At 66.9% G+C, this 24,616-nt stretch carries 31 protein-coding genes, 2 tRNA genes and 1 pseudogene; 17 read left to right on the top strand and 17 right to left on the bottom strand.

Annotated elements, in window-relative coordinates:
- Window positions 1-31 precede the first annotated feature (31 nt).
- The 3 genes from ACWEFV_RS27625 to ACWEFV_RS27615 are packed head-to-tail and all read right to left on the bottom strand — an operon-like array spanning window position 32 to window position 3,672.
- Complete coding sequence (locus ACWEFV_RS27625; RefSeq protein WP_450072511.1) at window positions 32-1,909, bottom strand: alkyl/aryl-sulfatase; 1,878 nt, start codon at window positions 1,907-1,909, stop codon at window positions 32-34.
- An 18-nt stretch (window positions 1,910-1,927) separates the two neighbouring features.
- A complete protein-coding gene (locus ACWEFV_RS27620; RefSeq protein ID WP_450072510.1) occupies window positions 1,928-2,800 on the bottom strand; it encodes an NAD(P)-dependent oxidoreductase in 873 nt (290 codons plus the stop codon).
- On the bottom strand, window positions 2,797-3,672 hold the full coding sequence (locus ACWEFV_RS27615) for an NAD(P)-dependent oxidoreductase (RefSeq protein ID WP_450072509.1): 876 nt from the start codon (window positions 3,670-3,672) through the stop codon (window positions 2,797-2,799). Before ACWEFV_RS27615 ends, ACWEFV_RS27620 begins: the two co-directional genes overlap by 4 nt.
- 103 nt (window positions 3,673-3,775) lie before the next feature.
- On the opposite strand from ACWEFV_RS27615, the gene ACWEFV_RS27610 reads away from it, so the two are divergent.
- Window positions 3,776-4,114: a winged helix-turn-helix transcriptional regulator gene (locus ACWEFV_RS27610; protein ID WP_450072508.1), complete on the top strand. Its 339-nt coding sequence runs from the start codon at window positions 3,776-3,778 to the stop codon at window positions 4,112-4,114.
- 13 nt (window positions 4,115-4,127) lie between these two features.
- Here ACWEFV_RS27610 and ACWEFV_RS27605 read toward each other — a convergent pair whose 3' ends face one another.
- Window positions 4,128-4,628 carry a metallophosphoesterase family protein gene (locus tag ACWEFV_RS27605; protein ID WP_135459379.1) on the bottom strand — a complete coding sequence of 167 codons (501 nt, stop codon included), beginning with the start codon at window positions 4,626-4,628 and terminating at the stop codon, window positions 4,128-4,130.
- Between the two features lie 93 nt (window positions 4,629-4,721).
- Here ACWEFV_RS27605 and ACWEFV_RS27600 point away from each other — a divergent pair, with 93 nt between their 5' ends.
- Window positions 4,722-5,078 (top strand): Fe-S protein, encoded by a 357-nt coding sequence (locus ACWEFV_RS27600; protein WP_450072507.1) that lies wholly within the window; start codon window positions 4,722-4,724, stop codon window positions 5,076-5,078.
- A 101-nt stretch (window positions 5,079-5,179) separates the two neighbouring features.
- Window positions 5,180-5,593: a hypothetical protein gene (locus ACWEFV_RS27595; RefSeq protein ID WP_450072506.1), complete on the top strand. Its 414-nt coding sequence runs from the start codon at window positions 5,180-5,182 to the stop codon at window positions 5,591-5,593.
- A gap of 146 nt (window positions 5,594-5,739) precedes the next feature.
- On the opposite strand, the gene ACWEFV_RS27590 is transcribed toward ACWEFV_RS27595, so the two are convergent.
- Together ACWEFV_RS27590 and ACWEFV_RS27585 are read right to left on the bottom strand one after the other, a co-directional pair.
- Window positions 5,740-5,812: transfer RNA gene (locus ACWEFV_RS27590), tRNA-Arg, on the bottom strand.
- 37 nt (window positions 5,813-5,849) lie between these two features.
- Window positions 5,850-5,941: transfer RNA gene (locus ACWEFV_RS27585), tRNA-Ser, on the bottom strand.
- Between the two features lie 88 nt (window positions 5,942-6,029).
- Between ACWEFV_RS27585 and hisC the strand changes: the two genes are divergently transcribed.
- Entirely contained in the window at window positions 6,030-7,115 is a 1,086-nt protein-coding gene (gene hisC, locus ACWEFV_RS27580; RefSeq protein WP_450072505.1) for a histidinol-phosphate transaminase, read from the top strand.
- Window positions 7,112-7,573 (top strand): DUF4334 domain-containing protein, encoded by a 462-nt coding sequence (locus tag ACWEFV_RS27575; RefSeq protein ID WP_450072504.1) that lies wholly within the window; start codon window positions 7,112-7,114, stop codon window positions 7,571-7,573. Before hisC ends, ACWEFV_RS27575 begins: the two co-directional genes overlap by 4 nt.
- Here ACWEFV_RS27575 and ACWEFV_RS27570 read toward each other — a convergent pair.
- Window positions 7,570-8,115, bottom strand: a complete 546-nt coding sequence (locus tag ACWEFV_RS27570) for a TIGR03086 family metal-binding protein (protein ID WP_450072503.1) — start codon at window positions 8,113-8,115, stop codon at window positions 7,570-7,572. The two genes, ACWEFV_RS27575 and ACWEFV_RS27570, sit on opposite strands and share 4 nt — an antisense overlap.
- Window positions 8,116-8,134: 19 nt before the next feature.
- On the opposite strand from ACWEFV_RS27570, the gene ACWEFV_RS27565 reads away from it, so the two are divergent.
- Complete coding sequence (locus tag ACWEFV_RS27565; RefSeq protein WP_450072502.1) at window positions 8,135-8,950, top strand: crotonase/enoyl-CoA hydratase family protein; 816 nt, start codon at window positions 8,135-8,137, stop codon at window positions 8,948-8,950.
- On the opposite strand, the gene ACWEFV_RS27560 is transcribed toward ACWEFV_RS27565, so the two are convergent.
- Together ACWEFV_RS27560 and ACWEFV_RS27555 are read right to left on the bottom strand one after the other, a co-directional pair.
- Entirely contained in the window at window positions 8,937-9,845 is a 909-nt protein-coding gene (locus tag ACWEFV_RS27560) for an NAD-dependent epimerase/dehydratase family protein (protein WP_135459386.1), read from the bottom strand. The genes ACWEFV_RS27565 and ACWEFV_RS27560 overlap by 14 nt on opposite strands.
- Window positions 9,846-10,268 carry a hypothetical protein gene (locus ACWEFV_RS27555; protein WP_450072501.1) on the bottom strand — a complete coding sequence of 141 codons (423 nt, stop codon included), beginning with the start codon at window positions 10,266-10,268 and terminating at the stop codon, window positions 9,846-9,848. It abuts the gene before it with no gap.
- A gap of 46 nt (window positions 10,269-10,314) precedes the next feature.
- On the opposite strand from ACWEFV_RS27555, the gene pdxR reads away from it, so the two are divergent.
- Window positions 10,315-11,697 (top strand): MocR-like pyridoxine biosynthesis transcription factor PdxR, encoded by a 1,383-nt coding sequence (pdxR, locus tag ACWEFV_RS27550; RefSeq protein WP_450072500.1) that lies wholly within the window; start codon window positions 10,315-10,317, stop codon window positions 11,695-11,697.
- A gap of 39 nt (window positions 11,698-11,736) precedes the next feature.
- Here pdxR and ACWEFV_RS27545 read toward each other — a convergent pair whose 3' ends face one another.
- From ACWEFV_RS27545 to ACWEFV_RS27530, 4 genes are all read right to left on the bottom strand, one after another.
- Complete coding sequence (locus ACWEFV_RS27545; RefSeq protein ID WP_135459389.1) at window positions 11,737-12,225, bottom strand: DUF1877 family protein; 489 nt, start codon at window positions 12,223-12,225, stop codon at window positions 11,737-11,739.
- Between the two features lie 124 nt (window positions 12,226-12,349).
- Window positions 12,350-12,499, bottom strand: coding sequence for a hypothetical protein (locus tag ACWEFV_RS27540; protein WP_167858029.1), 150 nt, complete (start codon window positions 12,497-12,499; stop codon window positions 12,350-12,352).
- A gap of 60 nt (window positions 12,500-12,559) precedes the next feature.
- Entirely contained in the window at window positions 12,560-13,285 is a 726-nt protein-coding gene (locus ACWEFV_RS27535) for a cutinase family protein (protein WP_135459390.1), read from the bottom strand.
- 137 nt (window positions 13,286-13,422) lie between these two features.
- Complete coding sequence (locus tag ACWEFV_RS27530; RefSeq protein ID WP_450072499.1) at window positions 13,423-14,340, bottom strand: acyl-ACP desaturase; 918 nt, start codon at window positions 14,338-14,340, stop codon at window positions 13,423-13,425.
- A gap of 245 nt (window positions 14,341-14,585) precedes the next feature.
- Here ACWEFV_RS27530 and ACWEFV_RS27525 point away from each other — a divergent pair, with 245 nt between their 5' ends.
- Window positions 14,586-15,605 (top strand): linear amide C-N hydrolase, encoded by a 1,020-nt coding sequence (locus ACWEFV_RS27525; protein WP_450072498.1) that lies wholly within the window; start codon window positions 14,586-14,588, stop codon window positions 15,603-15,605.
- On the opposite strand, the gene ACWEFV_RS27520 is transcribed toward ACWEFV_RS27525, so the two are convergent.
- The 3 genes from ACWEFV_RS27520 to ACWEFV_RS27510 all read right to left on the bottom strand — a co-directional run bounded on the left by ACWEFV_RS27520 (window position 15,602) and on the right by ACWEFV_RS27510 (window position 18,260).
- A complete protein-coding gene (locus ACWEFV_RS27520) occupies window positions 15,602-16,435 on the bottom strand; it encodes a MerR family transcriptional regulator (RefSeq protein WP_450072497.1) in 834 nt (277 codons plus the stop codon). The two genes, ACWEFV_RS27525 and ACWEFV_RS27520, sit on opposite strands and share 4 nt — an antisense overlap.
- A 73-nt stretch (window positions 16,436-16,508) precedes the next feature.
- Window positions 16,509-17,141 (bottom strand): hypothetical protein, encoded by a 633-nt coding sequence (locus tag ACWEFV_RS27515; RefSeq protein ID WP_450072496.1) that lies wholly within the window; start codon window positions 17,139-17,141, stop codon window positions 16,509-16,511.
- Window positions 17,142-17,243: 102 nt separating this feature from the next.
- Window positions 17,244-18,260 carry an AraC family transcriptional regulator ligand-binding domain-containing protein gene (locus ACWEFV_RS27510; RefSeq protein WP_450072495.1) on the bottom strand — a complete coding sequence of 339 codons (1,017 nt, stop codon included), beginning with the start codon at window positions 18,258-18,260 and terminating at the stop codon, window positions 17,244-17,246.
- 175 nt (window positions 18,261-18,435) lie between these two features.
- On the opposite strand from ACWEFV_RS27510, the gene ACWEFV_RS27505 reads away from it, so the two are divergent.
- The 8 genes from ACWEFV_RS27505 (at window position 18,436) to ACWEFV_RS27470 (ending at window position 23,716) form a co-directional block, all read left to right on the top strand.
- The gene (locus tag ACWEFV_RS27505) at window positions 18,436-18,693 is read left to right on the top strand and encodes a hypothetical protein (RefSeq protein WP_450072591.1); all 258 of its coding nucleotides are present in this window, start codon (window positions 18,436-18,438) and stop codon (window positions 18,691-18,693) included.
- A 146-nt stretch (window positions 18,694-18,839) separates the two neighbouring features.
- Window positions 18,840-19,616, top strand: a complete 777-nt coding sequence (locus ACWEFV_RS27500; protein ID WP_450072494.1) for an SDR family oxidoreductase — start codon at window positions 18,840-18,842, stop codon at window positions 19,614-19,616.
- The gene (locus ACWEFV_RS27495) at window positions 19,609-20,019 is read left to right on the top strand and encodes a GlcG/HbpS family heme-binding protein (protein WP_450072493.1); all 411 of its coding nucleotides are present in this window, start codon (window positions 19,609-19,611) and stop codon (window positions 20,017-20,019) included. Before ACWEFV_RS27500 ends, ACWEFV_RS27495 begins: the two co-directional genes overlap by 8 nt.
- A gap of 225 nt (window positions 20,020-20,244) precedes the next feature.
- The gene (locus ACWEFV_RS27490) at window positions 20,245-20,553 is read left to right on the top strand and encodes a hypothetical protein (RefSeq protein ID WP_450072492.1); all 309 of its coding nucleotides are present in this window, start codon (window positions 20,245-20,247) and stop codon (window positions 20,551-20,553) included.
- 190 nt (window positions 20,554-20,743) lie between these two features.
- Window positions 20,744-21,022 carry a hypothetical protein gene (locus tag ACWEFV_RS27485; RefSeq protein ID WP_450072491.1) on the top strand — a complete coding sequence of 93 codons (279 nt, stop codon included), beginning with the start codon at window positions 20,744-20,746 and terminating at the stop codon, window positions 21,020-21,022.
- A gap of 199 nt (window positions 21,023-21,221) precedes the next feature.
- Entirely contained in the window at window positions 21,222-21,899 is a 678-nt protein-coding gene (locus ACWEFV_RS27480) for a hypothetical protein (RefSeq protein ID WP_450072490.1), read from the top strand.
- On the top strand, window positions 21,869-22,450 hold the full coding sequence (locus tag ACWEFV_RS27475) for a hypothetical protein (RefSeq protein ID WP_450072489.1): 582 nt from the start codon (window positions 21,869-21,871) through the stop codon (window positions 22,448-22,450). Before ACWEFV_RS27480 ends, ACWEFV_RS27475 begins: the two co-directional genes overlap by 31 nt.
- 750 nt (window positions 22,451-23,200) lie before the next feature.
- Entirely contained in the window at window positions 23,201-23,716 is a 516-nt protein-coding gene (locus ACWEFV_RS27470; protein WP_450072488.1) for a hypothetical protein, read from the top strand.
- Window positions 23,717-24,125: 409 nt separating this feature from the next.
- On the opposite strand, the gene ACWEFV_RS27465 is transcribed toward ACWEFV_RS27470, so the two are convergent.
- Window positions 24,126-24,293: a hypothetical protein gene (locus ACWEFV_RS27465; protein ID WP_450072487.1), complete on the bottom strand. Its 168-nt coding sequence runs from the start codon at window positions 24,291-24,293 to the stop codon at window positions 24,126-24,128.
- A 113-nt stretch (window positions 24,294-24,406) separates the two neighbouring features.
- Here ACWEFV_RS27465 and ACWEFV_RS27460 point away from each other — a divergent pair.
- Window positions 24,407-24,535, top strand: a pseudogene (locus ACWEFV_RS27460) (hypothetical protein); the annotation flags it as partial.
- Window positions 24,536-24,616 lie beyond the last annotated feature (81 nt).

The following is a 24,616-nucleotide window of genomic DNA, read 5'->3' as shown; positions in this document are numbered from 1 at the left end:
CGCGATAGTTACCCATCTGTGCGTCATGGCGTCACGGCGTCACGATGTCGAAGTTCGGATCAGGCCGATCCAGCGCCGCCAACAGCGACGGCAGGGCCTCGGCGTCACCGGCGACCTCCAACCCAGGTGAGGTCGTATCGCCCGCGGCGAAGGCCAGCAGCCGCAGCTTGTTCGCAAGCTTCACGGTGGCCTGCGCACTCGCCTCGTCGGCATCGGCCTCGCGGTAGACCAGCACCCCGTTGCGCACGGTGAGCCGGTAGTTGACCGCCACATCGAGGAACGTCACGTCGATGGCCAGGTCGAGATCCCAGGCCCGCGGACCGTTCACGTTGATCGCGAAGGTGTCGAAGATCTGCTCAGGGGTGAGCTGCCCGAGCAGCGAGGGCGACGCCGAGGTGGTCGGGGTTCCGAAGTTTCCCTCCCGCAGTTCGGTGGCACCGCTCAGGAAGAAATTGCGCCACGTGGCGTTCTCCGCGCCGTAGGCCAGCTGCTCGAGCACGTCGGCGTAGAGTGCGCGGGCTCGCGCGTGGTTTTCATCGGTGAAGATCACGTGGTCGAGAAGCGTTGCCGCCCAGCGGAAATCACCGTCCTCGAAGGCTTTCTGAGCCAGCTCGACCACGCGGTCGGCACCGCCCATGGCCTCGACGTAGCGGGGGCCGAGCGCCTCGGGCGGGTGCGGCCACAACCGGGCCGGGTTGCCGTCGAACCAGCCCATGTAGCGCTGGTAGACCGCCTTGACGTTGTGGCTCACCGAACCGTAGTAGCCGTGGGCATGCCAGGCCTTCTCCAGGGCCGGCGGCAGCTGGAAGGCCTCCGCGATCTCGACCCCGGTGTAACCCTGGTTGAGCTGACGCAACGTCTGGTCGTGCAGGTAGGCGTACAGATCCCGTTGCAGCGAAAGGAATTCGACAATCCGTTCGCGACCCCAGGTGGGCCAGTGGTGCGAGGCGAACACCACGTCGGCGCGGTCGGAGAACGTGTCGATGGCCTCGGTCAGATAACCCGCCCAACCGTGCGGATCACGTACCAACGCACCACGCAGGGTCAGCAGGTTGTGCAGATTGTGGGTGGCGTTCTCGGCCATGCACAGCGCCCGGAGTTTCGGGAAGTAGAAGTGCATCTCGGCGGGCGCCTCGGTACCCGGCGCCATCTGAAACTCGATCTCGACACCGTCGATGGTGTGGGTCTCCCCGGTTTCGCGAATGTCGAGGGTCGGCACGATCAGCGCCACCTCGCCCGTCGAGCCGACCTGCCCCAGCCCACAGCCGACCTGGCCCTGCGGGCTACGGTCCAGCGCCGCGCCGTACATGTAACCGGCCCGGCGCGCCATCGCGGTGCCGGCATAGACGTTCTCCTGCACGGCGTGCTCGGTGAAGTGTTCCGGCGCGATGATGACGACCTTGCCCGCGTCGACGTCGGCCTGGTTGGTCACCCCCAGCACGCCGCCGAAATGGTCGGCGTGGCTGTGGGTGTAGATGACCGCGACCACCTCACGATCTCCCCGGTGCGCCCGGTACAGCGCCAGCGCGGCGGCCGCGGTCTCGGTGGAGATCAGCGGATCGATGACGATGACGCCGGTATCGCCCTCGATGAAGCTGATGTTCGACAGGTCCAGGCCGCGCACCTGATAGATGCCCTCGACCACCTCGTAGAGGCCTTGCTTGGCGCACAGTTGCGACTGGCGCCACAGGCTGGGATGCACCGACGTCGGCGCATCACCTCTCAGGAAGTCATAGGCATCGTTGTCCCACACCCCCCTGCCATCGGCGGCCTTCACCACACACGGTTCGAGCGCGGCGATGAAGCCCCGGTCAGCGTCCTCGAAATCCCTGGCGTCCTCGAACGGCAGGTTATTCAGATGCGCGCGGTTGGCTGCCTCGATGACTGCGGTAGGTGGCTTCTGCTCCATACCGAAGAGCCTGCCACCTCAGGGTGACGGCAGGGTCACGCTTGCCGGGGTGATCCGGCTGATCTCGTCGGCACCGTGCCCGGCGGCGACCGCGGCGTCCACATAACCCCGGAATGCTTCCAGGGCGCCCGCGTCCAGACCCACCGAACCCGAGGCCGCAATCAGATGCCGGACCGAGGCGGCCACCGAGGACACCGAGGCACTGGGGTCGCCGTGACGGTCGGCTTCGGTACGTTCGGCGATCTCGCCGAAGATCGGCGGCAGGATCGCGGCGATGTTGCTCGCATGCGGCAACAGCTCGGTCGCAGCGATGCCGTGGGCACCGGCCATCGCGAGTGCGTGCACGAAACCACTCACCGAGGTCCAGAACACATCGAGCAGTGCCATGTCGAAGGCCGCGGCGCGGCCGATGTCCTCGCCGACCCAGCTGACCGTCGCGAGCACATCGAACACGGCCCGGTGTTCGCCGAACAGGCCCTTCGGGCCGGCGAAAAGAATGCTGGCGCCAGGGGTTCCGATGGTGTCGGTCGGAGTCATGATGGCCCCGTCGAGGTACCGTCCGCCACGCGCGGTCACCAGCTCCTCCGTACGGCGCGCCGAATCGGGAATGTCCGAGGACAACCCCACGACCACCCGACCGGCGATCGCATCGCCCGCGGCGTCCAACACTGCGTCCGCGGCCGCCTGATCGACGACGTTGACCAGGATGAGTTCGCCGGCCGCCACCGCCTCCGCGGGCGAACCGGCCCACACCGCACCGCGGGCGCGCAGCGGGTCGGCCTTGGCAGGTGTCCGATTCCACACGGTGGTAGGAAGTTTCGCCGCCACCAATGCCCCGGCCAGGGCCTGTCCCATCGGTCCCAGGCCGAGCACGCTCACGGTCGTGCTCACGCGGCCTCTCCGTTCCTGATGCCCTCGATGACCCGCGCGAAGCCGTCGTCGCCGTGGCCCGCATCGATCTGCCGGTGGATCAGCCGCTGCACCACGTCGACGACTTCGGTGCTGATGCCCTGGTCCCGGCTGGCGTTGACGATGTCACTGATGTCGGAGAAGAACAGGCTCTGCTGGCCGGGGACGGAGTAGTCCCCTCCGTCGATGACCGTCGCGTACTCAGCGATCGCGGGCATCAGCGCCGGCAGCCACGCGGCGGTGCGGGCAGCGAACTCCTTCGCGGGCACTCCGGCCGCGCCGACCATCGCGGCGCCGTGGAAGAAGCCGGCGAACATCACGTACATGGCCGACAGAAGTGCCAGGTCGTACAACGACGCCATGCCGGCATCGTCGCCGAAGTACTCGGCGCCACCCCAGATTTCGAAGAATGTCCGATGATCCTCGAACAACACGGCCGAGCCGCTGTAGAGGATGGCCGACTGCGGCGTCGCGATCATCTCCGGCGTCGCCATGATGCCGCCATCGAGATAGGCGGCCCCGTGGCCGGCAGCCCACCGGGCCAACTCGCGCGCCCCCTCCGGTGACGTCGTGGTCAGGTTCACCAGCCGGCGCCCGGCCAGCAGGTGGGCCACCGGGTCGAGAACCTCGTGCACCGACGCCTGGTCGAACAGGCAGACCACGATGAGGTCCGCGCCGAGAGCCCCAGCCGCATCGACCGCGGCGGTGGCGCCCTCATCGACCAGCGCTGCGGCCCGGGCGGCGGTGCGGTTCCAGACGACGGTCGGGTGCCCCGCTTTGAGGGCTGTGCGGGCCAGCGCCGCGCCCATCGCGCCCAGACCGAGAAAACTGACCGAATGGCGTGTGGTTGTCATGCCACCATCGTTGGAGAGACACTGACTATCCGACAAGTACCCACTAAAAAATGGGATACTTACCTTTTTGAAACTATTGGCCCTGAACTGCAAGGATTCGGTCATGACCCAGCTGGGAAAGTACACCTGCGGACTCGATGCGGCGTTCGCCGTGGTGGACGGAAAGTGGAAACCGCTCATCCTCTGGGAGCTTCAAGGCGGACCGAAGCGGTTCAACGCCCTGCACCGCAGCCTGCCCGGGGTGTCCCAGAAGATGCTGACCCAGCACCTCAAGGAGCTCCAGCGTCATGGCGTGGTGCACCGGGAGAGCTATCACGAGGTACCGCCGCGCGTGGAGTACTCCATGACCCCCGCGGGCAAGGAGTTGCTCGAATCCCTTGAACCGCTCGGCGATTGGGCTACCAAGCACATCGGTCTGATATGCGAGGGTGAAGCAGGCTAGCCGTCGAGGGCGTTCATGGCCGGTCCAGCGTGTGCAGGCTGACGTCGGACAGCACCCCCGCGGCGATGCGCGCCGTCATGTACGTGCAGTACGGCTGACGCCGACGGTCGGTCGGCGACCCCGGATTCAGCAGGCGCAGACCGGTTTTCGCGGTGGTATCCCACGGGATGTGGCTGTGCCCGAAGACCAGGACGTCGGTTCCCGGGTAGTCCCGGGCCATCCGGGCCTCCCGCCCGGTGGCCGCACCGGTCTCGTGGACGACAGTGAACCGCAGACCGTCCAGTGTCACGTCGGCGCGCTCGGGCAACCTCCGGCGCAATTCGGCGCCATCGTTGTTGCCCCAACAGCCGACGAGATGCGCCGCGCGTGAACTGAGCGCGTCGAGCAGTGCGGGATCGACCCAATCACCGGCGTGGACAACGACATCGGCCTGGTCCACCTCGTCCCACACCTGTGCCGGGAGGTCCTTGGCGCGCTTGGGTACGTGGGTATCGGCGATAAGCAGCAGCCGCATCCAGCCGAGCCTACGTGACGGATGCCGACGGCCCCTGGAAGCACTTCGGCGGGTTCGGGCGTCCGGCGCTGTCGCGCCGCTTACACTCCGACCATGGATCTACTACGCAACGTAGTTGTTTATGCGCATCTCATCGGTTTCGCAGTCATGGTCGGCGCCTGGATCGCCGAGGCCGCGGCCCGACGCTTTCTGATCACCCCCGTGATGACCTACGGCATGACGCTGTCACTCATAACCGGCGTGGCCCTGGCCGCGCCCTGGCCGGCCGGCATCGTGCTGAACTACCCCAAGATCGGCACCAAGCTGGTCATCCTGGTGGCGCTCGGAGCGGTGCTGGGCATCGGCACCGCGCGCCAGCGCCGCACAGGCGGCCAACCGGTCATGGGCCTGTTCATCGCCGCGGGCGTGCTGCCCCTGCTCGCGTCGGCAATCGCGGTGCTGTGGACCTGAGGCCCAGGCCGAATCTGAGCTGAACCTGAGACGTTCCCGTAAAGTTAACTGGCAAACAACTTTTGTCGGCAGGTACGGGAACGATGAGTCACAGACACGCGATGGCAACCGCCAAGGTCATGCGCACGGCGGCATTCACCGGATGCGATTCACCGCACGGTGACATGCACGTACGGGCGAGGACGCGCCCTGCGGTTTCCGCGCGTCAAACCCACCACGGCGTGTTCGAGCAGCCGCGGCGACGCCGCTACATCGGACAGCTGAAGACCTCGACATCCACGGTGGCCGACCGGTCACCGTGGATGAACGATCGCGTCACCGCGCTGCGCGGGTTCCTGACCGATCTGCACGGGCTGCACCTCTCGCCCGACATGGCCCGGGTCCAGGTGGCCGGCCATATCGAGCTCCTGGTCTCCGTGCTGCGGCTGGACCGCCAGACCGCGCGTCAGTTCGTGACCGACGACGTACTGCGCGAGATGGCCATCGACATCGCTACAGCCGTCGCTTCCGACTGACCCCTCGGGGACTTAGTCAACGCCGAGATCTACGCCTGGGTCGTTGTTTCGCACGAATCACAGCCCTGGTGTCGATCTCGATGCATCAACCCCAACCGAAAAAAATCGAGGCGCGGTCTGCTGACCGAGCCTCGATTTTTCTAGAGTGCGCCCGAAGGGATTCGAACCCCTAACCTTCTGATCCGTAGTCAGATGCTCTATCCGTTGAGCTACGGGCGCCTAGCGTTATTCAGTTGTGCGGTTGACGAGTCAACCTTGGCGGAGGCGAGAGGATTTGAACCTCCGGTCCCCTGTAAGGGGGACAACTCATTAGCAGTGAGTCCCATTCGGCCGCTCTGGCACGCCTCCTTTGAACTTCTGTGAGGGTACCGGACTCCGTCCTGTCGCCCGAAACCGCCGAGGGCAGACAGTACACACACTCCCCTATCCTGGCCAAATGAGTATCCGTTTGCGCCCCGAAATGGCTGACCTTCCCGCGTACGCACCAGGGAAAACAGTTCCGGGCGCAATCAAGATCGCGAGCAATGAAACCGTGTTCCCGCCGCTTCCCAGCGTGCGTGAGGCGATCCTGCAAGCCAGCGAGAACATCAACCGCTACCCCGACAACGGGTATCTTGACCTGCGCGAACACCTGGCGAAGCACGTCAACTTCGCGCCGGAGAACATCGCCGTCGGCTGCGGTTCGGTGAGCCTGTGCCAGCAGTTGATACAAATCACATCCGCTGTCGGCGACGAAGTCGTGTTCGGATGGCGCAGTTTCGAGATCTATCCGCTGCAGATCCGCACCGCCGGCGCGACAGGCGTGCCGGTCCCGTTACGTGACGAGACTCACGATCTCGACGCCATGCTCGCCGCGATCACCGACCGCACCCGGTTGATCTTCGTCTGCAACCCGAACAACCCGACTTCCACCGTGGTCGAGCCCGAGGCACTCGCCCGGTTCGTGGCGGCGGTGCCCTCGGACATCCTGATCGTGCTCGACGAGGCCTACGTGGAATACATCCGCGACGGGTTGGTGCCCGACAGCCTCGGGCTGGTCCGGGCCCACCGCAACGTCGTTGTGCTGCGCACCTTCTCGAAGGCCTACGGGCTGGCCGGCCTGCGCGTCGGGTACGCCGTGGCCGACCCGGAGATCATCACCGCACTGGGCAAGGTCTACGTGCCCTTCAGCGCGACGAGCGTGTCCCAGGCGGCGGCCATCGCCAGCCTGGAGGCCGCCGACGAACTGCTGGCCCGCACCGACGCCGTCGTCGCCGAGCGCATCCGCGTCAGCGCGGCGCTGCGCGAGGCCGGATACGAGCTCCCGCCCACGCAGGCGAACTTCGTCTGGCTGCCGCTGGCCGAACGCACTCTCGACTTCGTCGCCAGGGCCGCCGACAACCGCATCATCGTGCGCCCGTACGGTGAGGACGGCGTGCGGGTCACCATCGGGGCCCCGCACGAAAACGACGCCTTCCTGGAATTCGCCACGCGCTGGAATGCGCCCGGCGGCACCGGGACCCGGACAGGGGAGACGAAGTGAACGGTGCACGCGGCACGTTCGACGGATTCGTCAGCCGCGAGGGGCAGATCCCCGACGCCGAACTAGACGCCTTCTGGGCGCTGCTGCGGCCCGCCAGCATCGACTTCATGCTCGGCGAGTGGAAGGGCGGCGAGTTCCAGACCGGGCACAAGGCCAACGGATTCATGAACAAGCTCAACTGGTTCGGCAAGACGTTCCACTCGGCGGCCGAGGCCCAGCCGCTGGTGTGCCTGGACGCCGAGGGCAACAAGTTCTCCAACACCGAGGCCATGAACGGCGAGGCCAGCCTGTGGCTGGAGGAGTTCCGCGGCGAGGTGACCGCGACCATGGTCTACGACGGCCGCCCCGTGCACGACCACTTCAAGGTGGTCGACGACAACACCGTGGTCGGCATCATGAACGGCAAGGCCGCCGTGGTTGACGGCCGTTACCTGTACTTCTACCTGCAGCGCGTCTAGCCCGCCGGCCGGCGGCCGGTGAAGGCCAGCAACCGGTCCAGCGACTGTGCGCCCGCGCCGATCTCGACCGGATCGTCGAAACCAGCGCGCACACGTCCGTCGGGCGTGATGATCTCCCGCGCCCACCCCAGGACGCACTCCGGTTGCTCATCCGGCACGTCGACCGTCTGCCCCGTGGCCACGGCGTAATCCCAGGCGTGCACGAGGAATTCCAGCGACAGGATCCGGGCCATCATCTGTGCCGGCGCCTCGCCCTGCCCGAACGGCACCGTGCCGTCGACCCCGCGTCGGCGCCAAGCCGCCACGGCAGGCCGCGCCGCACTGAGCACCTGACCCTCCACCGAGGCGGCGGGATCGCGTTCGGGAATCTGCGCACCGGCCGCCGAGCCGATCAGGGTGATCGAGTTCAGGAGGTGGTCCGTCAGCCCCGCCACGTCGAACTCGCGACAAGGGGTCGGACGGGACAGATCATCCGCGGTGACACCGTGCAGCACGCGTTGCAGCACGTCGAGCGTGGCCTCGGCGCCTTCGAGTTCATCCATACTCGGTAGTGTCCACTCCATGTCTGACACGTACGAGTCCGTTTCCGTCGAGATCAAGGACCACGTCGCCCAGGTGACGCTGCTCGGTCCCGGCAAGGGCAACGCGATGGGTCCGGCGTTCTGGGCCGAGATGCCGGACGTCTTCGGCACCCTCGACGCCGACCCGGACGTTCGCGCGATCGTGCTGACCGGCTCGGGCAAGAACTTCAGCTACGGCCTCGACCTGCCCGCGATGGGCGCCGAGATGCCCGGCCTCGACGCCGGAGCCGGTGACCGCGCGGCCTTCCACAAGCGGCTGCAGAAGATGCAGGGCGCCATCACCGCCGTCGCCGACTGCCGGACCCCCACCATCGCCTCGATCCACGGCTGGTGCATCGGCGGCGGCGTCGACCTGATCAGCGCCGTGGACATCCGCTACGCCAGCGCCGACGCCAAGTTCTCGGTGCGCGAGACCAAGCTGGCCATCGTCGCCGACGTGGGCAGCCTGGCCCGGCTGCCGCTGATCCTGTCCGATGGACATCTGCGTGAGCTGGTCCTCACCGGCCGAGATGTGGATGCATCGCATGCCGCGCGCATCGGTCTGGTCAACGACGTGCACGCCGACGCCGACGCATCGCTGGCGGCCGCACACGCCACCGCCGCTGAGATCGCCGCCAACCCGCCGCTGACCGTCGCCGGGGTGAAGGACGTGCTCGACCAACAGCGCACCGCCAGAGTGGCCGAGAGCCTGCGTTACGTGGCCGCGTGGAATTCGGCCTTCCTGCCGTCGAAGGATCTGGCCGAGGCGGTCACCGCGATGTTCCAGAAGCGCCCGCCCCAGTTCACCGGGGAATAGGCGTCCAGGCGAGTTCGGCTTTGGCTTTCGCGTTCGACAGCGGAAGCCAGGCCGAGCCGAATGCGGTGGCCGGGTACGGGGCCACGAGACCGACGAGCCGATGCGAGATCGGCCAGGGCCGCGGCCGGCCCAGCTTCGCGTTCAGTTCCCGAACGTAGTCGCCGAAGGACTGCGGCCGGTCGTCGACGATGTTGTAGATCTGCCCGCCCCGCCCCTTGTCGAGTGCGTCGGCCGTGGCCCGGGCGACGTCATCGATGTGCACCCACGACAGCACCCCGGTGCCGGTCATCGCAGGCAGTGCCCACCACTTGGCCAGCCGGCGGAACAGATCGTCGTGGGTGACGCCGGGACCGTAGAAAATCCCGTAGCGCAACACGATTCCCTCGGTCTTGCTGCGCTCCCCCGACGTCAGCACGTTACGTTCCATCGCCCGCAGCGCGGCCAGCATCCGTCCGCCACCGGGCGGAGGCGGACCCAAGTCGGGCTCGGTCTCCTCGATCAGATCCGGCCCCGTCGACGCGTATCCGTAGCCGAAGATCACCGATTCGGCGACGACGCGGCGCACCCCGGCCCGTTGGGCGGCGGCCACCAGATTGCCCGCACCACGGCTCCACAGCTCGATCGCCGGCTCGAAGTCCTTGATCCGTTTGGGCCCCAGTTTCGGCAGCGTGGTCAGCAGGCTCACCACCGCCTCGGGGACGAATTCGCCCAGCACGGAGTCGATCTGGCCCGCATCGAGCACGTCTGCCACCACTGGCTTGGCCCCGGCCGCCGAGATCTGGGCGGTCTTGCCCGGTGAACGCGTCACCCCGATGACCTCGTGGCCGCGCCTGTTGAGTTCACGCAACAGCGGGATTCCGGGGACACTGGTCGCACCGGCCACCAGGACGCGCATCTACGGTTCCCCTGCCTTGTCGTCGGACATGCTGATACGCAATGCAATTGCCAGCAGGACGGTGGTCACCACCAGGCCCGCGGCTTCCAGCCAACCGACCCAGGTGCCGGCGGCATGGTTCGTGTCGATCAGGTGGCTCATCGAATGCAGGGCCCAGTGTGCGGTGGCGAAGGCCAGCGCGGGCACCCGCCACCGCGGCCACTTCAGAGCGGCCAACATCATCAATCCGAGCGGCAGCTCGAAGGACGCGTTGTCGAGGATGTAGTGATCGTTGCGGGTGCCGAAGGCGCCGATCGTGTCGTAGAACGTGCCCGGTGCCAGCAGCATGAACAGACCGAGGCTCACCGAGTAGACGCCGAACACGGCGAGGACCACTTCCGGGTAGCGCCGGGTTTGCCTCGCCGGGGGCGCAGCATTGGCCATGCCATCACGCTAACGCCGCAGTGGTCTCCGAGTAGGCTCCAATTTCATGGCAAATCCGGGTACCAGTTCCGGTCCGGAACTGCTGGTCGAACTGGACCGGGACAGCAGGCGGCCATTGCATCGCCAACTCGCCGACGGGCTGCGCGACGCGGTCCGGTCCGGCCGATTGACCCCCGGCTCCCGCATGCCGTCCACCCGCGTGCTGTCCGCTGACCTCGGCGTGTCGCGCCGGCTGGTGGTCGAGGCCTACGGCCAGTTGACCGCCGAAGGGTTTCTGCGCAGCAGCCAGGGCGGCTGCACCCGCGTCGCCGCCGTCGACGTCGTCCCGTCAAGCCGCATTCAATCCGACCGTGACCGTCCCCGCTTCGACATCGACTTCGCCCCCGGCTCACCGGATCTCGCGAGCTTCCCGCGTCAGGCCTGGCTGCGGGCCATGCGTCAGGGCCTGGCCGAGATCGAGTCCAGCGCATTCGGGTACGTGGCCCCACACGGCTTGCCGGCCGCCCGTACCGCCGTGGCCGACTACCTGCGGCGCACCCGCGGTGTGGTCGCCGACCCACGGCTGGTGGTGTTGTGCTCGGGCGCAACGCAAGCCGTCGCGCTGCTGGCCCGATGCCTGGACGGGCCGGTGGCGACAGAGGATCCGGGATTCTGGCTCCATCGAATGGTTCTGCGGCACAACGGTATCGAACCGCTGCCCATCCCGGTGGACGGCAACGGAATCGACGTCGCGGCTCTGACCGCCAGTGGCGCGGCCACGGTGCTGACCACCCCGGCCCACCAGTCGCCGACCGGGGTGGTGCTCTCGGCCACCCGGCGCACCGAACTACTCGAATGGGCCCAACCCGGGCGGTTGATCATCGAAGACGACTACGACGCCGAGTACCGGTACGACCGGGCCCCCGTGGGCGCACTGCAGGGGGTGGCACCCGACCGGGTGGTGTACCTCGGCTCGAGCAGCAAGACCCTCGCGCCGGGACTGCGGATCGGATGGATGGTGGTGCCCGCCCATCTGATCGAGCGGGTCAGAACCGCCAAAAGCCTTGCCGAAGCCGGTAGTTCGGTGATGGACCAGATCGCGTTCAGCCAGTTCCTGACCTCCGGCGGCTACGACCGCCACCTGCGGCAGATGCGCCGCCGCTACCCGGCCCGTCGCACAGCGCTGCTGACCGCACTGTCGCGCCATCTACCGCAGGCCGAGGTTCTGGGCGCGGCCGCCGGCGTGCACCTGACCGTGCGGTTCCCGGCCGGCTTCCCCATCGAGGAGTTCACCCGCCGGGCCGCCGAGTCACGCATCCGACTGGAGCCTCTGGCCCCCTGTTACGCCGACCCCGACACCGCGCCACCCGGGCTGATCCTCGGCTACGCCAACCTCACCGAGTCCCAGATCGCCACCGGCGTGGAACTACTCGGCAAGGCTGCGCACTGAGCCTCCGACCACCGGAGAGCATGGGCTGAGGCGCGTGCCCTACCCCCACACCGTGAACACGACGTGCTGCCGCTCGGCTGCAGCCGATGCGAAGAACTCGCGTAGGTCCGCGAGCATCGCGAGGGCGTAGACCTGTTCGTCGTCGCCGTACTCGGGATTGCGCAACTCGGGTGGCATGAGCCCGTAGGCGCCGACGAACGCCTCGTCGTCGAGCGTCGCAAGATACGCGGCGACCTCGGCGGCCTCGGCCGGGTTGAGATGGGTGACCCAGCACTCCTCGTCGTCCTGCTGCAACGCACGAGCGCCGCCGATCACACCGCGGGCCGGCCACTCGCCGTCGTCGCCCGCCGGCGCCAGCGCGCACGCGATCGGGTCCCAGGCCTTGTCGGTCTCGCATGCCTGCGCCCAGACCTCGTCGTCGGCTTCGAGGGCACCGATCACTTCATGCAGGCGTTCATCGTCGCCGGCAACGCCGAGCACGCGCTCGGCCTCGGCGTCGCGTAGACGGAAGTGAACTCCGAGCTCCATGGTCCCCCGATCGTTCGCGCACGGCGCGCGTGCTCGCCAATCTACCGGGCGCACACCTGAGCGAGCGGATCAGAACCGCCAAAAGCCTTGCCGACAACGGCAGTTCGGTGACCCCGAGGCCGCGTCAGCCTGCTTGTTTGGCCGACTTCCGCTCCGCCAGCTTGTACTTCACAAGAGCGACCAGCGCCTTGGGATTGCGCGCGAACGCGCCTGCGGCCTGAACGTACAGCTTGGCCTTCTGCCCAAACGTCAGCTGCTGCTCTTGATCCGTCACTGACCCTCCCCTGTCCGAGAAAACGTGCTCGAACAATAGCGCGCGCCGCCTAGAGGATTCCTACCGCCCGGAGGCCTGGTCGACACTCCGGTCCGCCCGCTGACCGCCCAAGCGGGAGACCACGTAATCGGCCGCCTGATCCGTCAGCCCGTTGACCGCGTACAGGTTGTGCGCGTTGTTGTCGCTGCCGGTCGGCGAGCACACCGGATCCTCCGGGATGCACAGGTCATCGGTCTTGGCGGCGTATCGGCCACCGACCGTGATCGGCGGTGCGCCGGTGTAGATCATCTGCAGGAACCCGCTCGACGGTTTACCGAACAACGCCACCGCGGCGACATGATCGGCCACCCCCGCAGGAAGCGGCCCGGTGATGCTCGGCGGCAACGCGAAGCCCTGTGGCACGGAGTCCTCGGTGAGGTAGGCGGCCACCGCCGCCCCCTGCGAGAAGCCGCCCAGCACGATTTTGCTGTCGGGGCAGGCCGCGACCGTGGCCTGGACCTTGTTACTCGCGTCGGCGACGCCGTCGGCGGCAGTCGCGAAGTCAAGTGATGCCGGGTAGTTCACCGCGTAGACGTCGACGGACTTGCCACCGGCCTTGGCCCTCAACGCATCCGTGAACGCCTCCCCGACGCCACCCACGCCCGGCGGCTCGAACGTGCCCCGCGCGAACACGACCTGCACATCCGCGCAGGAATCCGCAGATGCCTGACCGGCAGCGGCTATGCAACCACCCGCCACGAACACCGCCGACCCCACCGCACTCAACCAACGACCGATCCGGTTCATTCTCGACCCCACTCGTTTCGACCCACCACAACGTTCCGTGCCAACTACTCCTCGATACCCAAGATCAACGCGGTGCGAACTCTGGGGAGTGTGTGATCTGCGACACGTTCAGCGGGCGAAGCGGGGCCTGCGAGTTGCTACGAGGCCACCCCGACGCGCTGGCGCTCGCGCTTCTCCTCGTAGAACCGGGCCCGTTCATCGACCGCGTCCAGGAACTGGGCGAGCTCCTCGCGAGCCTTTTCACCCTCGGGCCCGAAATCGGTTCGGTCGAAGATCCGCCAGAATCGCAGCACCGGCTGCACCACGTCGTCGTGATGGACGCGCAGGTCATAGATACCGGCTTTGGCGATGGTGATCGCGTTCTGCGCGAAATCGGCCATCCCCTGACCCGGCATCGCGAAATTCACCACCTCGTCGCGGATGGCCTTCATCGAGGCGTCGGGCGCGATGTCCAGTGCCGCGGCCATCAGGTTGCGATAGAACACCATGTGCAGGTTCTCGTCGGCGGCTATCCGCGCGAGCAACTGGTCGGCGATGGGGCAACCGGACGCGCGCCCGGTGTTGCGATGAGATACCCGGGTAGCCAGCTCCTGGAACGACACATAGGCCATCGCCGCCAGCGGCGTCTTGTCACCGGAGTCGTACCCGGCGACGGTATGCGCCATGCGAAGACGCTCCAGCGCAACGGGATCCACCCCGCGGGTGACGACGAGATAGTCGCGCAACGCGATGCTGTGGCGGCCTTCTTCCGCCGTCCACTGCCCCACCCAGGTGCCCCACGCACCGTCGCGGGAGAACCGCGTGGCGATCTCGCGGTGGTAGGACGGCAGATTGTCCTCGGTCAGCAAGTTGACCGTCATGGCCACCTTGGCGACCTGGTCCAACGGTGAATCCTCGGGCTGCCAGTCTTCCCCGTCCAGGAAAGCGAAGTCGCGACCTCTGCTCCACGGGACGTAGTCGTGCGGAAACCATTCCCGCGCCATCGACAGATGACGGTCGAGATTGCTCGCGACAACCGGTTCCAGTTCGTGGAGCACTCCGTTTTGGGCGTCCATGGGCGTCCTCCCAACATCTTCGGCAGGCGTCGGCGTCAGCGTGCCGTTCGTAACCTACGGTAGCGTAGGTTACGGGACCGTAGGTTACTTTCCGGTGAAATAAAAGCCTCCGGACGGCGCCCCATTAGCTGAAGCGAACCCCAACCGGTTGCATTTCGACACAAGCGCACGCGAAACAGCCAGTCGCACTGGATGTTTCGATGAGTGTGAGCCCAGCGGCAGGGTCCGACACTAGGCTCGCTCGAATGTGCACGCGAGTTATGTGGCCCGAAGCGGGCGATGCGGTCCTGGTCGGTAGGAACATGGACTTCCACAAAGACCTGATGACCAACCTGTGGACCCAGCCCCGCGGCATCGAACGCGACGACGCGGTTGCGGGCAAGCTCACCTGGACCTCGAAGTACGGCAGCGTGGTCGCCGCCGCCTTCGACATCATCTCCGTTGACGGAATGAACGAGGCCGGCCTGGCGGGGCACATCCTGTGGCTGGCCGAATCCAGCTATGGCGAGCCCGACGCCTCGCGCACCCAGCTCGGCCAGGCCATCTGGCTGCAGTATTTCCTGGACAACTTCGCCACCGTCGCCGAGGCGACCGCGTGGATCGCGGAGACCGACGTGCAGGTGGTGCAGATGGACGACCCCACCGGCGGTGTCCGCCCCGGACTGCACCTCGCCCTCGACGACGCGACCGGGGACTCGGCGATCATCGAGTACGTCGACGGCCACGCCCGGGTGTATCACGCGAAGGACTACACGGTGATGACCAATTCACCGACCTTCGACCAGCAGCTGGAGCTGGTGAAGTCGTTCACCGGGCTCGGTGGCGACCAGCCGATCCCGGGCTCGACCCTGGCCAGCGACCGCTTCGCCCGGGCGAGCTACTACGCCGGCCGGCTGCCCAAGCCGTCCAGCCAGGTGGAGGCCATCGCGGGCATGTTCTCGGTGATCCGCAACGCCGCGCAGCCCTTCCGCATCCCCGACCCGGGCAAGCCCGATGCCTCGCAGACCATCTGGCAGGTGGTGCTCGACCTCACCAACAAGCGGTACGTCTACGAATCCACCACCCGCCCCAACATCGTGTGGGTCGACCTCGCGGATCTCGATTTCTCCGAGGGCAGCCCGCAGCTCAAGCTCGACCTGATCGGCAAGCTCGCGGTGCAGGGCGGAATCGCCGGCAACGTGGCCGACAAGTTCGAGGACAAAGGCCCCATGACCTTCCTGTCCATGAAGATCATGGAGGCGCTGGAAGCAGCCGGGAAGCGTTAAGCCACCGGCACGTAGACCTTCGTCCGCAGCCGGTCCTCGGGTACCTCGCGCGGGTCGTCGAGGTACACGTTGAAGTGGTGCGTCGTGACATCGTCGACGGTGCGCGTCAGGGTCAGACCGTGCTCGGTCACGTAGGCGCCGATGAGTTCGTGCGCCCGCGGCATCGCCTCGGCGTAAGGGCCGGTGACGGTGGCCACCACGGCCCGTCGGGCAGGGGCGACGAGCACTCCGAGCGGAGCCTGGGCGGTGGAGCCGGCGGGAACCTCGAGAAACACAGACTCATCGACGTCGGATTCGCGGAACTCGTCATCGTGTTCGATGCAGCCGCCGAACTGCCCGGGCGTGATGCCCTGCTCCTGCAGAGCAGGCATGAACCGCTCCCACAGCTGCCCCTCGGCGGCGTAATTCGGCACGGTGTCGCGCAGGTAGACGGCGGTCAGGGCGGGGACGGTCTCTTCGGTGACACTGTCGGTCACGGTGAGCTCCTTCTCGGCGAGTAGGTGGTCGATGAGTTGGAGCCGCGCGTTCGCCTCTTCAGCCGCCGCGACGAGCTCGATGCGTTGAGCCGCGAGGGCCGCGTCGAACGCCGGGGTGCCTCGGACAGCGAGCAGGGCTCCGATGGCGGACACGCCGAATCCGATGTCGCGGAGCCGCCGGATCGCGGCGGCGTCGGTCAGCTGCGCCGCGGCGTACCGGCGGTAGCCGCTGACCGCGTCCACCCGCGCGGGCACCAGGACACCATGTTTGTCGTAGTGGCGCAGCATGCGAACGGAGATACGGCTCAGCGAGGAGAACCTGCCGATCGACATCAGGGACGGGGTGTCGGTCACGGACAAGAGCCTGCCGTCTCACACGGTGTGAGAGTCAAACCCGGCGGTGCGGCAACAGGTTTCGTCTGTCTCGTCAGCACCAGCAGCCGCCGAACACCGAGGTGTGTTCGTCGGTCTCGATCGATTCCTCACGCACCACGGTGGAGCCGCCCCTCGGATCGAAGTGCAACACCGAGCTCACCGGGTCGTGCCGGATCCACACGGCCACCGACAGCGGATGCCCCTGCTCGATCTCGTAGGAGACCAGTTCGATTTCACCGGGCTTCCCGACGTCGCGCACATCGGAGACCGCCGCTCGTATCCGCTGCCCCGACAGATCCGCCGCGGTGAACGCGGCCTCGCCCGCGTGCAGGTCGGCAATCGAGTCCATGTCCTGCACCTCGCCGTCGCGCACCCAGTAGTCGTGCAGCCGACCGTCGGCGGCGACCGCCTCGACAGAGACCAGATTGGAGGTCACCGTCACGCGCCGCAACGGCAGGTTGCCGAGCCGTGCGCGCACGAGGTCCAGTTCCGAGTCCAGCCGCTGCGAGGAGAACAGGTCCTCGCGTGCGACGCCGCCCAGAGCGCGAATGACCCGGCCGGGCACATCGCCGACGACCGCGACCACCGCGGCGCCGGCAACGACGACCGAGGCGGCGATGACAGCGACGTACTTCCACCGGCGGTTCGGAAGGGTTGCGCCCTGTTCTGTGTCCCGCGAACTCATGGACGGATGGTTCCACAGCGCACGGTCGGCTGAACGCCGCCGCGCGCTGCCCTGACCGCGTACACCGGAGGCACCGGCGGCCGGTATCGGGTCATCCGTGGGTCAGTTTTCCGATGCGGCGCCCGCCGTCGTGCCAAGGCGGGTCTGCTCGGGTGTGGCGCCGGTCCATCCGCGGTAGGCGCGGTAGAAGGAGCTGGTGTCCTGGTAGCCGACCAGAAGCGCGATTTGAGCGACACTGGTGTCTCCGGTGGTCAGGTAGTGCCGGGCGAGGCTTTCCCGGGTGCGGCTCAGTACGCCTTGGAAGCTGGCACCCTCCGCCTGGAGTTGGCGCTGCAGCGTGCGCGGACTCACCGCCAGCCTGCGGGACACGCTGTCAATGTCTTCTTGCCCGGCCGGCAGGGCTTCAAGGAGCACTGTGCGCACGCGTTCGGCCATCGACGAGGACCGGGGTAGTTCGGATAGCCGGGCGTGCAGTTGCGGCGAGAAGTAGGACCACATCTGAGCGTTCTCGGTCACGAACGGAAGCTCGGCGTCCTCGTTGCTGAACACGACCGCATCGGTTGGCCCGGCTTCGATGTCCACACCGAGATAGCCGCGGATCGTCGCGCTCGGCGGCGGGGGTTGTGTGGCCTGAACCCGTAGCGGTGTCACGGGCCGGCGGGTGCCCAGCCGTGCCAGAGCAACCCAGAACAGCAACTCGACGGCGGTAAGCACAGCTGGGGGTTTCGTCTCCGTCTGCCACGTGTAGCTCACCGTCGTGCCGTCGCCGGTTCGGCCCACGGTGATGACAATGGGGCCGATCAGGGGTTTGAACTGCGCGATGCGTTGCGCGGCGGTCATCAGGTTGGGGCTGCACAGAGCGGCGAAGATCGGCGGGTCGAAACTCTCGGCGCTCAACGCTCCGGCCACGGCCACAGGCAGCGCGTCTCGGTCGCTCTCCTCTTCGAGGGCACTCCAGAAGGCGAAGTACCGCGCGCTGCTGAGTTCTCCGGTTCCGCGGGAGAAGAAGTCGGTGGGGATTTGAGCGCGCCGCAAGACCGCGTCCACCGATACGCCCAGGTCGGCCAACAGTGACCGCACCGCCGGGGTCAACACGAACATGCCCGAACTGGCTTCCATCCCGGCGAGTGTACGAGAGGTTTCACCCGCTTCAGACGTGGCGTGATCAGCTACCGAATTGACGTGTTCCGCTAGTGACGGCCCCCCGAATGCACGCCTACTGTTCGACCGGTCATGTACCGCTGGACTGTGTCCATCACCGGGAAGAGGCCTCGTGAACAAACGCGTTGCGAGCATCGTTGGAGTTGTCCTGTTCGGTTCCGCGCTCAGCGGCGGCATCGCTGTGGCGCACGCCGATGACGTTGTCGTCCGCGACGCCAACGGCGTCCCGTGGAGCTGGCCGACCGAGGCGTCCTGCATCAAGGACGGACCCGACGAGCACCTCCAGCACAGCGATGACGACGCCTTCCTCAAGTACTGGTACTGCCTCCAGCACGATGACGGCCTGTGGTACCTGCACAACACGGACAGCCCGACCGAGCAGGTCGGATAGAAACCGCCTGCCGACGCAAAGACGTAGCAGCCCCGGCCGGGGGTTTCGGGGGTGTCCGTCCGCGATGTCGCCGGCTGGTGGGTGCGTGTTGAGTTACGGCCCCTTCTCGTACATGCCTACGTATAGCGACTTTCGAAAGGAAGCACATGCCCAAGAAGATCCTCATCACCGGTGCCAGCTCGGGTTTCGGTCGCGGAACCGCGATCGAGCTTGCCCGCGCCGGGCACACCGTCGTAGCTGCCGCTGAGACCTGGCCCCAGGTGCGCAGCCTGCGCGCCGACGCCGAAGCAGCGGGGGTCGAGCTCGAGGTGATCAAGCTCAACCTCCTCGATGAGATCGACATCGCCCACGCCGGGAAGTGCGACCCCGACGTGCTGGTACTCAACGCCGGCGTCATGGAGGGCGGTTCGATCGTCGACATCCCGCTCGAGCGCGTGCGGGAGTCGTTCGAGATCAACGTCTTCGGACACCTGGCACTCGTCCAGGCGATCGTGCCGAAGATGGTCGCCCGCAAGTCGGGCAAGGTGGTGTGGACGTCGTCCATGGGCGGCATCCTCGTGGTCCCGTTCGTCGGCGCGTACTGCGCGACCAAGCACGCCATTGAGGCCATCGCCGGATCGATGAAGGCCGAGCTCGCGCCGCACGGCGTGCAGGTCGCCACCGTCAACCCGGGCGTCTTCGGAACCGGCTTCAACGACACCGGCGCGGAGAGCTACGTCCAGTGGTACGACCCGGAGACCGCGGTCGTGCCCATGCCCGAGTTCGGCGACAGCCTCGCCGACCAGGCGGACCCGCAAGAGATGATCGACGCGATGGTGGAGATCATCCCCGCCGACGAGCACCTCTACCGCACCATGCGTCCCCTCGCCACGATCGACGCCGCCAAGCAGTGGCAGGAAACGGAGTGGACCCAGAATGCCTGAGATCACGCTCGAACACGCCAATCGACTGATCGCAGAAGGCATCGCGACCGCCGAGGCCCAGCGGATGAAGGCCGTCTTCGCTGTGCTCGACAAAGGTGCGAACCTCGTCGCCTTCGTTCGCATGGACGGCGCATGGCTCGCCTCCAACGAGCTCGCCATCGCGAAGGCGCGCACCTCGGTGATGTTCCAGGCGCCGACCGCCGCACTGCCAGCGCCGATGGAGATCGGGAAGCCGGCACTGCATTTCGATCACATCCACTCGCCCGGTCTTCTCCTCGTCGGCGGCGGTGTTCCGCTGTACGACGGTGCACAGAACCTGATCGGCGGGCTCGGAGTGTCTGGCGGAACGCCCGAACAAGACGCCGCGCTGGCTGAGAAGACAGCCAATTGGGCGACGCTCTAGGTGCACTCAATGTTGGCCGACGGGCGCTGGCCGGCGCCGCAGTGACAGGTGCGATCCTCGGCGAGGCACTGACCGGGCAGATATGACCACGCGAGAAGCCTTGCGGGACAGTTGCCGTCGCCGTTGCACTGGCCCTGGTGACCGCGGCAAGCATGGGAATGCACCTGTTGCAATTCGCGTAGTTCTACTGATCCGGTTGCCGGCCGCGTGCCCAACGATGGAGCCATGAGCCGCGAACTGCACCGCAACCCTGGACTGTCGATGATCGGCATCGTGGCGATGGTCATCGCATACATGTTGGCGTTCACCGTGCTCTCCGATACCGACATGGCGTCGAAGTTCGAGAATGGCGTCGCACCGCCGGGGACCGATGCGGCCGGCCTCCGTGTCGCTGCCGTCGGGAGCATCGTCGCCGCTGTAGGTGCATGGGTGTCCGTAGTCGCCGGTCGCGCCATCATCCCGATCGCGTTGGTGCTCGTGGCCTCTGCGCCGTTCGCGCTGCTGTCGCTCTTCACGTTGCAGCTTGCGTTCTGATCGACGGGGGCGCAGCCACAGCGGACACCCGGGTTCCGATGCGCTCCGCAGCGTCCCGGCAACATCACGCGCCTCACTCGAGGCACAGAAGTCGGGAGACAGCATCAAGTAGTGGGACCCGAACTTGGTCAGCAACATTGTTGCTCTCACCGAAGTGCGCCACTAGGTGCCAGAACCTACACTCCAATCCATGTTCAGCAACCGTCAGATCTTTCGCGACCCTCCCGTGGAGCTAACCACCGCGCAGGAGTCCTCGGCCAGGAACGCCGCCCGGCGAGCTGCGCGGGAGGCACGACATTCGCTGCGCACTGCTCGTGGGCAGTTCCGGCGCTACCGTGCGGTCGCGGGAGCCGCTTACCTGGACTGGACGCGGTGGAACGGGGAGTACCTCGACGAGTATCACGGTGGTGGCGGAGTCAATGAGGGTGGCCTCCAGGTCGGCACCAACGTTCCCGGCGACGCGACCTAGCTTTCGCGCCGGACACGCCGACACGAGGCAGTTACCCGCTATTGTTCATCGGCATGCGTCCCACGACGTCATTTAAGTCGCCCCTCGCTTTCGCGGCAAAGCTATGCAAAGCCATCGTCACCGCTGCGATCGGTGCCGCGCTCGTCGCAGGCTCCGCCCTGTCCGTTGCCCCGGTGGCCGGCGCCGAGCCGATGACGGTGTGCCCACCGAACCAGCCGAGCGGCTGGAACGGGCAACCGTGCTTCCCTCAACCCTGCATGCCGCCGTATGCACCGGGCATCCCACCGTGCTTCATGCCGTCGCCCTCGATCGGGCCGAACGGCGTGCCGGGGTTCGGGTGAGCCACGTCGAGCTCCCCGGGAAGCGATTCACCACCGCACGGATCGCCCGCGTCACCGGAGACGTGTCGTGGTGGGTGTTCGTGATCGCTCGGCTCGCGGCAGAGATGAACTCGTTCGGCCTACCGCGCCGCTATGCGGATTACAGCAGCGAACCGATCTTCGGAGTCGGCTTGGGCCACACCGACTTCGGCTGGACCGCCTACGAGCCGCTGACCGACCAGCCGCCGTCGCTGGTGACTGACTTCTTCTACAGCACGAACGTCGTGTCATCCATCGCGGCAGTCGCCTTGGCCGTGACCGTAACCGCGGCCGTGGTTGAAGCCGTCGCGGTCGGCAGGTGGCCGGCCGGCGTAGCAACGATTCTCACGCCAATCGCGGGTGCCGGCGTCATCCTCACCGCGCTCCACTACCGGAGCGGGTTCGCAGGCGGGCTGCAGCTGAACCCCACCGTGATGTTCGGGCTCGTGCTTCTCGGAGTGGCGATCCGCGAGGTGTGGAGCCGGGCATGGGCGCCCCGCAGGACGCGCAAGCGGTGACCCGTCTCCGGCGCCCGACACCAGGAGCGTGGATCCTCGTCGGCATCGACACCGTCTTCGTCGCGGCGGCGGCCTACCTCTGCTGGACGCTGGTGTGGTGCGGCGGCCCGTTCGAGCGCATGGGCTGGATCTTCCCCGCGTTCTTCGTCGGACCCCCACTGCTGTTGGTCGGCGCGATCTACTTCGGGGTGTGCGCCGCGCGCCGACGGCGGGTGGCGGTGCCCGTCGCTGCGACTGCCGCGGTGGCTGCGCTCTCGATGCTCCTGATCGGCACCGGCGTGCTGCAGAAGGTGCGGTGGGCGCATGCCCGCAGCTCGGTGCACGCAGTGGCGGAGCACCCGCCGGCGCGGGGCGAGACCCAGCACCGCTGGGTGGGCACCTACACTGCGACCGTCCACACGAACTCGAGTGGCACTGTGCTCATCAAGTTCGAGAACAGCTGGGACGGCCTGCTCTACGTGCCCTCCGGGATGCCCGAGCCTGACCGGGATGGCGATGTGCGGATCGGCACCGAAGTGATGCCGCGCTGGTGGTTCTACGACACCGACTGATCCGCCGCGTCGCACTTCTGTGGCGAAATAGCCTGTTCCTGAACGTGTCTGGGGCCCTATACCCACCTCACAGACTCGATGAGTGCGGGAAGGTAATTCCCGTGGGTTGCAGGGTAGGGACGGGTGAGCCCGGCCTCGTGCACCTCGTCAACGAGGTTGTGCGCCCAGCTGCTCGCTGTACGCGTCCTCGACACTGAGACCGGGCACCCGACCCCGCAGCAGGTTTTCCACCATGCGGCGGGCGGCTGATTCGGTCACGTGCGGCGCGGCCGAGATGCGTTTCGTGACCGAGCCGTTCCCGCACCGTCAGGTGACTACCCACAGCTGCATCCCGGGTATCGCGGTGCGGGCACCGTCGTCAGCTGCGCGCGTTTACGACACCGGAGTTGGGATCGGTAGCGTCGCGCCGTGTGGTCCGCTTCGTCCCGTAACGATGTAGACGACACGGGAGGACGAGATCATGTGGTGGATGATTCCGGTGGTGGTCATCGGGTTCGACCTGGCACTCTTAGCGATCTTCGCAACCGTCAAACGTCGGCGGCTCCGCGTGCTTGGGACTGCCCGTCGCGGGAGGTTCGGGTCTGATGCCGGCGCCGGCGCAGCGGCCATCTGGGCGACGGATGCGGGCTCCTCCAGTTTCGGCGACGGAGGCCACGGGGGCCACTCAGGTTGCGGTGGTGGACACAGCGGCTGCGGCGGTGGAAGCAGTTGTGGCGGGGGCGGCGGAGGTTGCGGGGGCGGTGGCTGCTGATGATCACGCTGCGAAAGCCCGGCGCTCGGTATACCGCCGACCAGGTCATCGCCGATCTGGAGTTGCCGGAGGCGGTGTTCAAGACCTGCCCCTGGCAGCCCCGTGAACTAATCGACGCCGGCCTGCGACAGTGGTTGCGATGCTGCGCGGTAGCACTGCGCGACGGTCAGACGATCGGAATGCCCTCGCGTGCAGTCGATGAGGCCTGGCACGGTCTGATCCTGTGCACCGTCCGCTACGCGGCATTCTGTAACGCCGCCTACGGGCGGTTCCTGCACCACCATCCCGAGGGCGGTGCGCCGCCGCCCGCCGCCTCAGCGGTCGGCGAGTGCATGGATGAACAATTACACCGCACCGTCATCGCTTGGTCCATGGTCGCTGAGCCGGGTGAACGGTGCGTCCTGTGGGATCTGGACTCTCGGCTCGGGCTCGATGAGCCATGGGGCATCAGTGCGCACCGGGTCTCGGACATCGACGCAGCACTGACAGGCCGCCCGCGTTTCCGTATCGGGTGATCCCCGCGGCGGCGAGGGTAGCGCCGGGAATGACCAGCCCGTAGGTGGTTTCCCATCTGACGCTCGGGACGTGAAGCAACAACGGAACCGGAGGGCGACGGGACTGCTCGGAGTGTCAGGCGCGGTGAGGACCAGCTTCGAACACCCGCCGCGAGGAGGTCGCGCCACACGGTCTTCCACCTGGCCAACATGGGGTTGATCGTGGTCCGCGACCACACGCCGCGCTCGCCGGAACCCGCTCGCAATTCGGTGATTAACGCCTCGACGTCGAGCTTCGTGAGCCTCTGCACCTTCACGTCGCCGTACCGCTCCACCACGGGAGCGAGAGCGAACTTGTAGGCGGCGGCCGTCGTCGGCTTCACGCGCGCGCACTTCGCCGCGAGCCAGTGTTCAACCGCTTCCGTCACGGTCAGGTTGCTCGGCGGGTGTGGGTACCGGATATGAGCTCGGCCGGCGCCTTGAACCTCTTCTTGTGCTGAAACCGCGAGCCGTCCGCCCGCCGGGCGTGGAGGCGTACCTCGTAGCGCACACCGTCACCGATGTCGACGCGGGTGATGTAACTGGGGAGTCGAGCCATGCAGAAATCCCATCGCGAAAATCCGATGAGACCAGCGCAGGCGAACGACACGCCGACCGGTCCGGCGGGTCAATTCCCCGCGGATTGGGTCACTTTGGGTCATCGACACGGTTCCGAGCTCCGCGGGCGAAACTCGGAAACCACCACTGATGGCGGTGGCGGAGGGATTTGAACCCCCGGACGGTGTTAGCCGTCTCTCGCTTTCAAGTCGCCGCGAACTGGGTGAACAGGATGGTAGCTGATTAACCGGGTGTGTACTGACGTGCACTCCGAGGTCACCGCGAGTGTTCTTGCGGGAGCCGATTGTGTCAGAACTGTGTCAA

Source organism: Mycobacterium sp. NPDC004974 (assembly GCF_053600815.1).
This window is presented reverse-complemented; position numbering and strand designations above follow the sequence as displayed.

Coding starts and splice junctions, on each gene's coding strand:
- ACWEFV_RS27625 (WP_450072511.1), bottom strand. CDS start 1,909: ATGGAGCAGAAGCCACCTACCGCAGTCATCGAGGCAGCCAACCGCGCG.
- ACWEFV_RS27615 (WP_450072509.1), bottom strand. CDS start 3,672: ATGACAACCACACGCCATTCGGTCAGTTTTCTCGGTCTGGGCGCGATG.
- ACWEFV_RS27610 (WP_450072508.1), top strand. CDS start 3,776: ATGACCCAGCTGGGAAAGTACACCTGCGGACTCGATGCGGCGTTCGCC.
- ACWEFV_RS27605 (WP_135459379.1), bottom strand. CDS start 4,628: ATGCGGCTGCTGCTTATCGCCGATACCCACGTACCCAAGCGCGCCAAG.
- ACWEFV_RS27600 (WP_450072507.1), top strand. CDS start 4,722: ATGGATCTACTACGCAACGTAGTTGTTTATGCGCATCTCATCGGTTTC.
- ACWEFV_RS27595 (WP_450072506.1), top strand. CDS start 5,180: ATGGCAACCGCCAAGGTCATGCGCACGGCGGCATTCACCGGATGCGAT.
- hisC (WP_450072505.1), top strand. CDS start 6,030: ATGAGTATCCGTTTGCGCCCCGAAATGGCTGACCTTCCCGCGTACGCA.
- ACWEFV_RS27570 (WP_450072503.1), bottom strand. CDS start 8,115: ATGGATGAACTCGAAGGCGCCGAGGCCACGCTCGACGTGCTGCAACGC.
- ACWEFV_RS27565 (WP_450072502.1), top strand. CDS start 8,135: ATGTCTGACACGTACGAGTCCGTTTCCGTCGAGATCAAGGACCACGTC.
- ACWEFV_RS27560 (WP_135459386.1), bottom strand. CDS start 9,845: ATGCGCGTCCTGGTGGCCGGTGCGACCAGTGTCCCCGGAATCCCGCTG.
- ACWEFV_RS27555 (WP_450072501.1), bottom strand. CDS start 10,268: ATGGCCAATGCTGCGCCCCCGGCGAGGCAAACCCGGCGCTACCCGGAA.
- pdxR (WP_450072500.1), top strand. CDS start 10,315: ATGGCAAATCCGGGTACCAGTTCCGGTCCGGAACTGCTGGTCGAACTG.
- ACWEFV_RS27545 (WP_135459389.1), bottom strand. CDS start 12,225: ATGGAGCTCGGAGTTCACTTCCGTCTACGCGACGCCGAGGCCGAGCGC.
- ACWEFV_RS27535 (WP_135459390.1), bottom strand. CDS start 13,285: ATGAACCGGATCGGTCGTTGGTTGAGTGCGGTGGGGTCGGCGGTGTTC.
- ACWEFV_RS27530 (WP_450072499.1), bottom strand. CDS start 14,340: ATGGACGCCCAAAACGGAGTGCTCCACGAACTGGAACCGGTTGTCGCG.
- ACWEFV_RS27525 (WP_450072498.1), top strand. CDS start 14,586: ATGTGCACGCGAGTTATGTGGCCCGAAGCGGGCGATGCGGTCCTGGTC.
- ACWEFV_RS27515 (WP_450072496.1), bottom strand. CDS start 17,141: ATGAGTTCGCGGGACACAGAACAGGGCGCAACCCTTCCGAACCGCCGG.
- ACWEFV_RS27510 (WP_450072495.1), bottom strand. CDS start 18,260: ATGGAAGCCAGTTCGGGCATGTTCGTGTTGACCCCGGCGGTGCGGTCA.
- ACWEFV_RS27500 (WP_450072494.1), top strand. CDS start 18,840: ATGCCCAAGAAGATCCTCATCACCGGTGCCAGCTCGGGTTTCGGTCGC.
- ACWEFV_RS27495 (WP_450072493.1), top strand. CDS start 19,609: ATGCCTGAGATCACGCTCGAACACGCCAATCGACTGATCGCAGAAGGC.
- ACWEFV_RS27490 (WP_450072492.1), top strand. CDS start 20,245: ATGAGCCGCGAACTGCACCGCAACCCTGGACTGTCGATGATCGGCATC.
- ACWEFV_RS27485 (WP_450072491.1), top strand. CDS start 20,744: ATGTTCAGCAACCGTCAGATCTTTCGCGACCCTCCCGTGGAGCTAACC.
- ACWEFV_RS27475 (WP_450072489.1), top strand. CDS start 21,869: ATGGGCGCCCCGCAGGACGCGCAAGCGGTGACCCGTCTCCGGCGCCCG.
- ACWEFV_RS27470 (WP_450072488.1), top strand. CDS start 23,201: ATGATCACGCTGCGAAAGCCCGGCGCTCGGTATACCGCCGACCAGGTC.
- ACWEFV_RS27465 (WP_450072487.1), bottom strand. CDS start 24,293: ATGGCTCGACTCCCCAGTTACATCACCCGCGTCGACATCGGTGACGGT.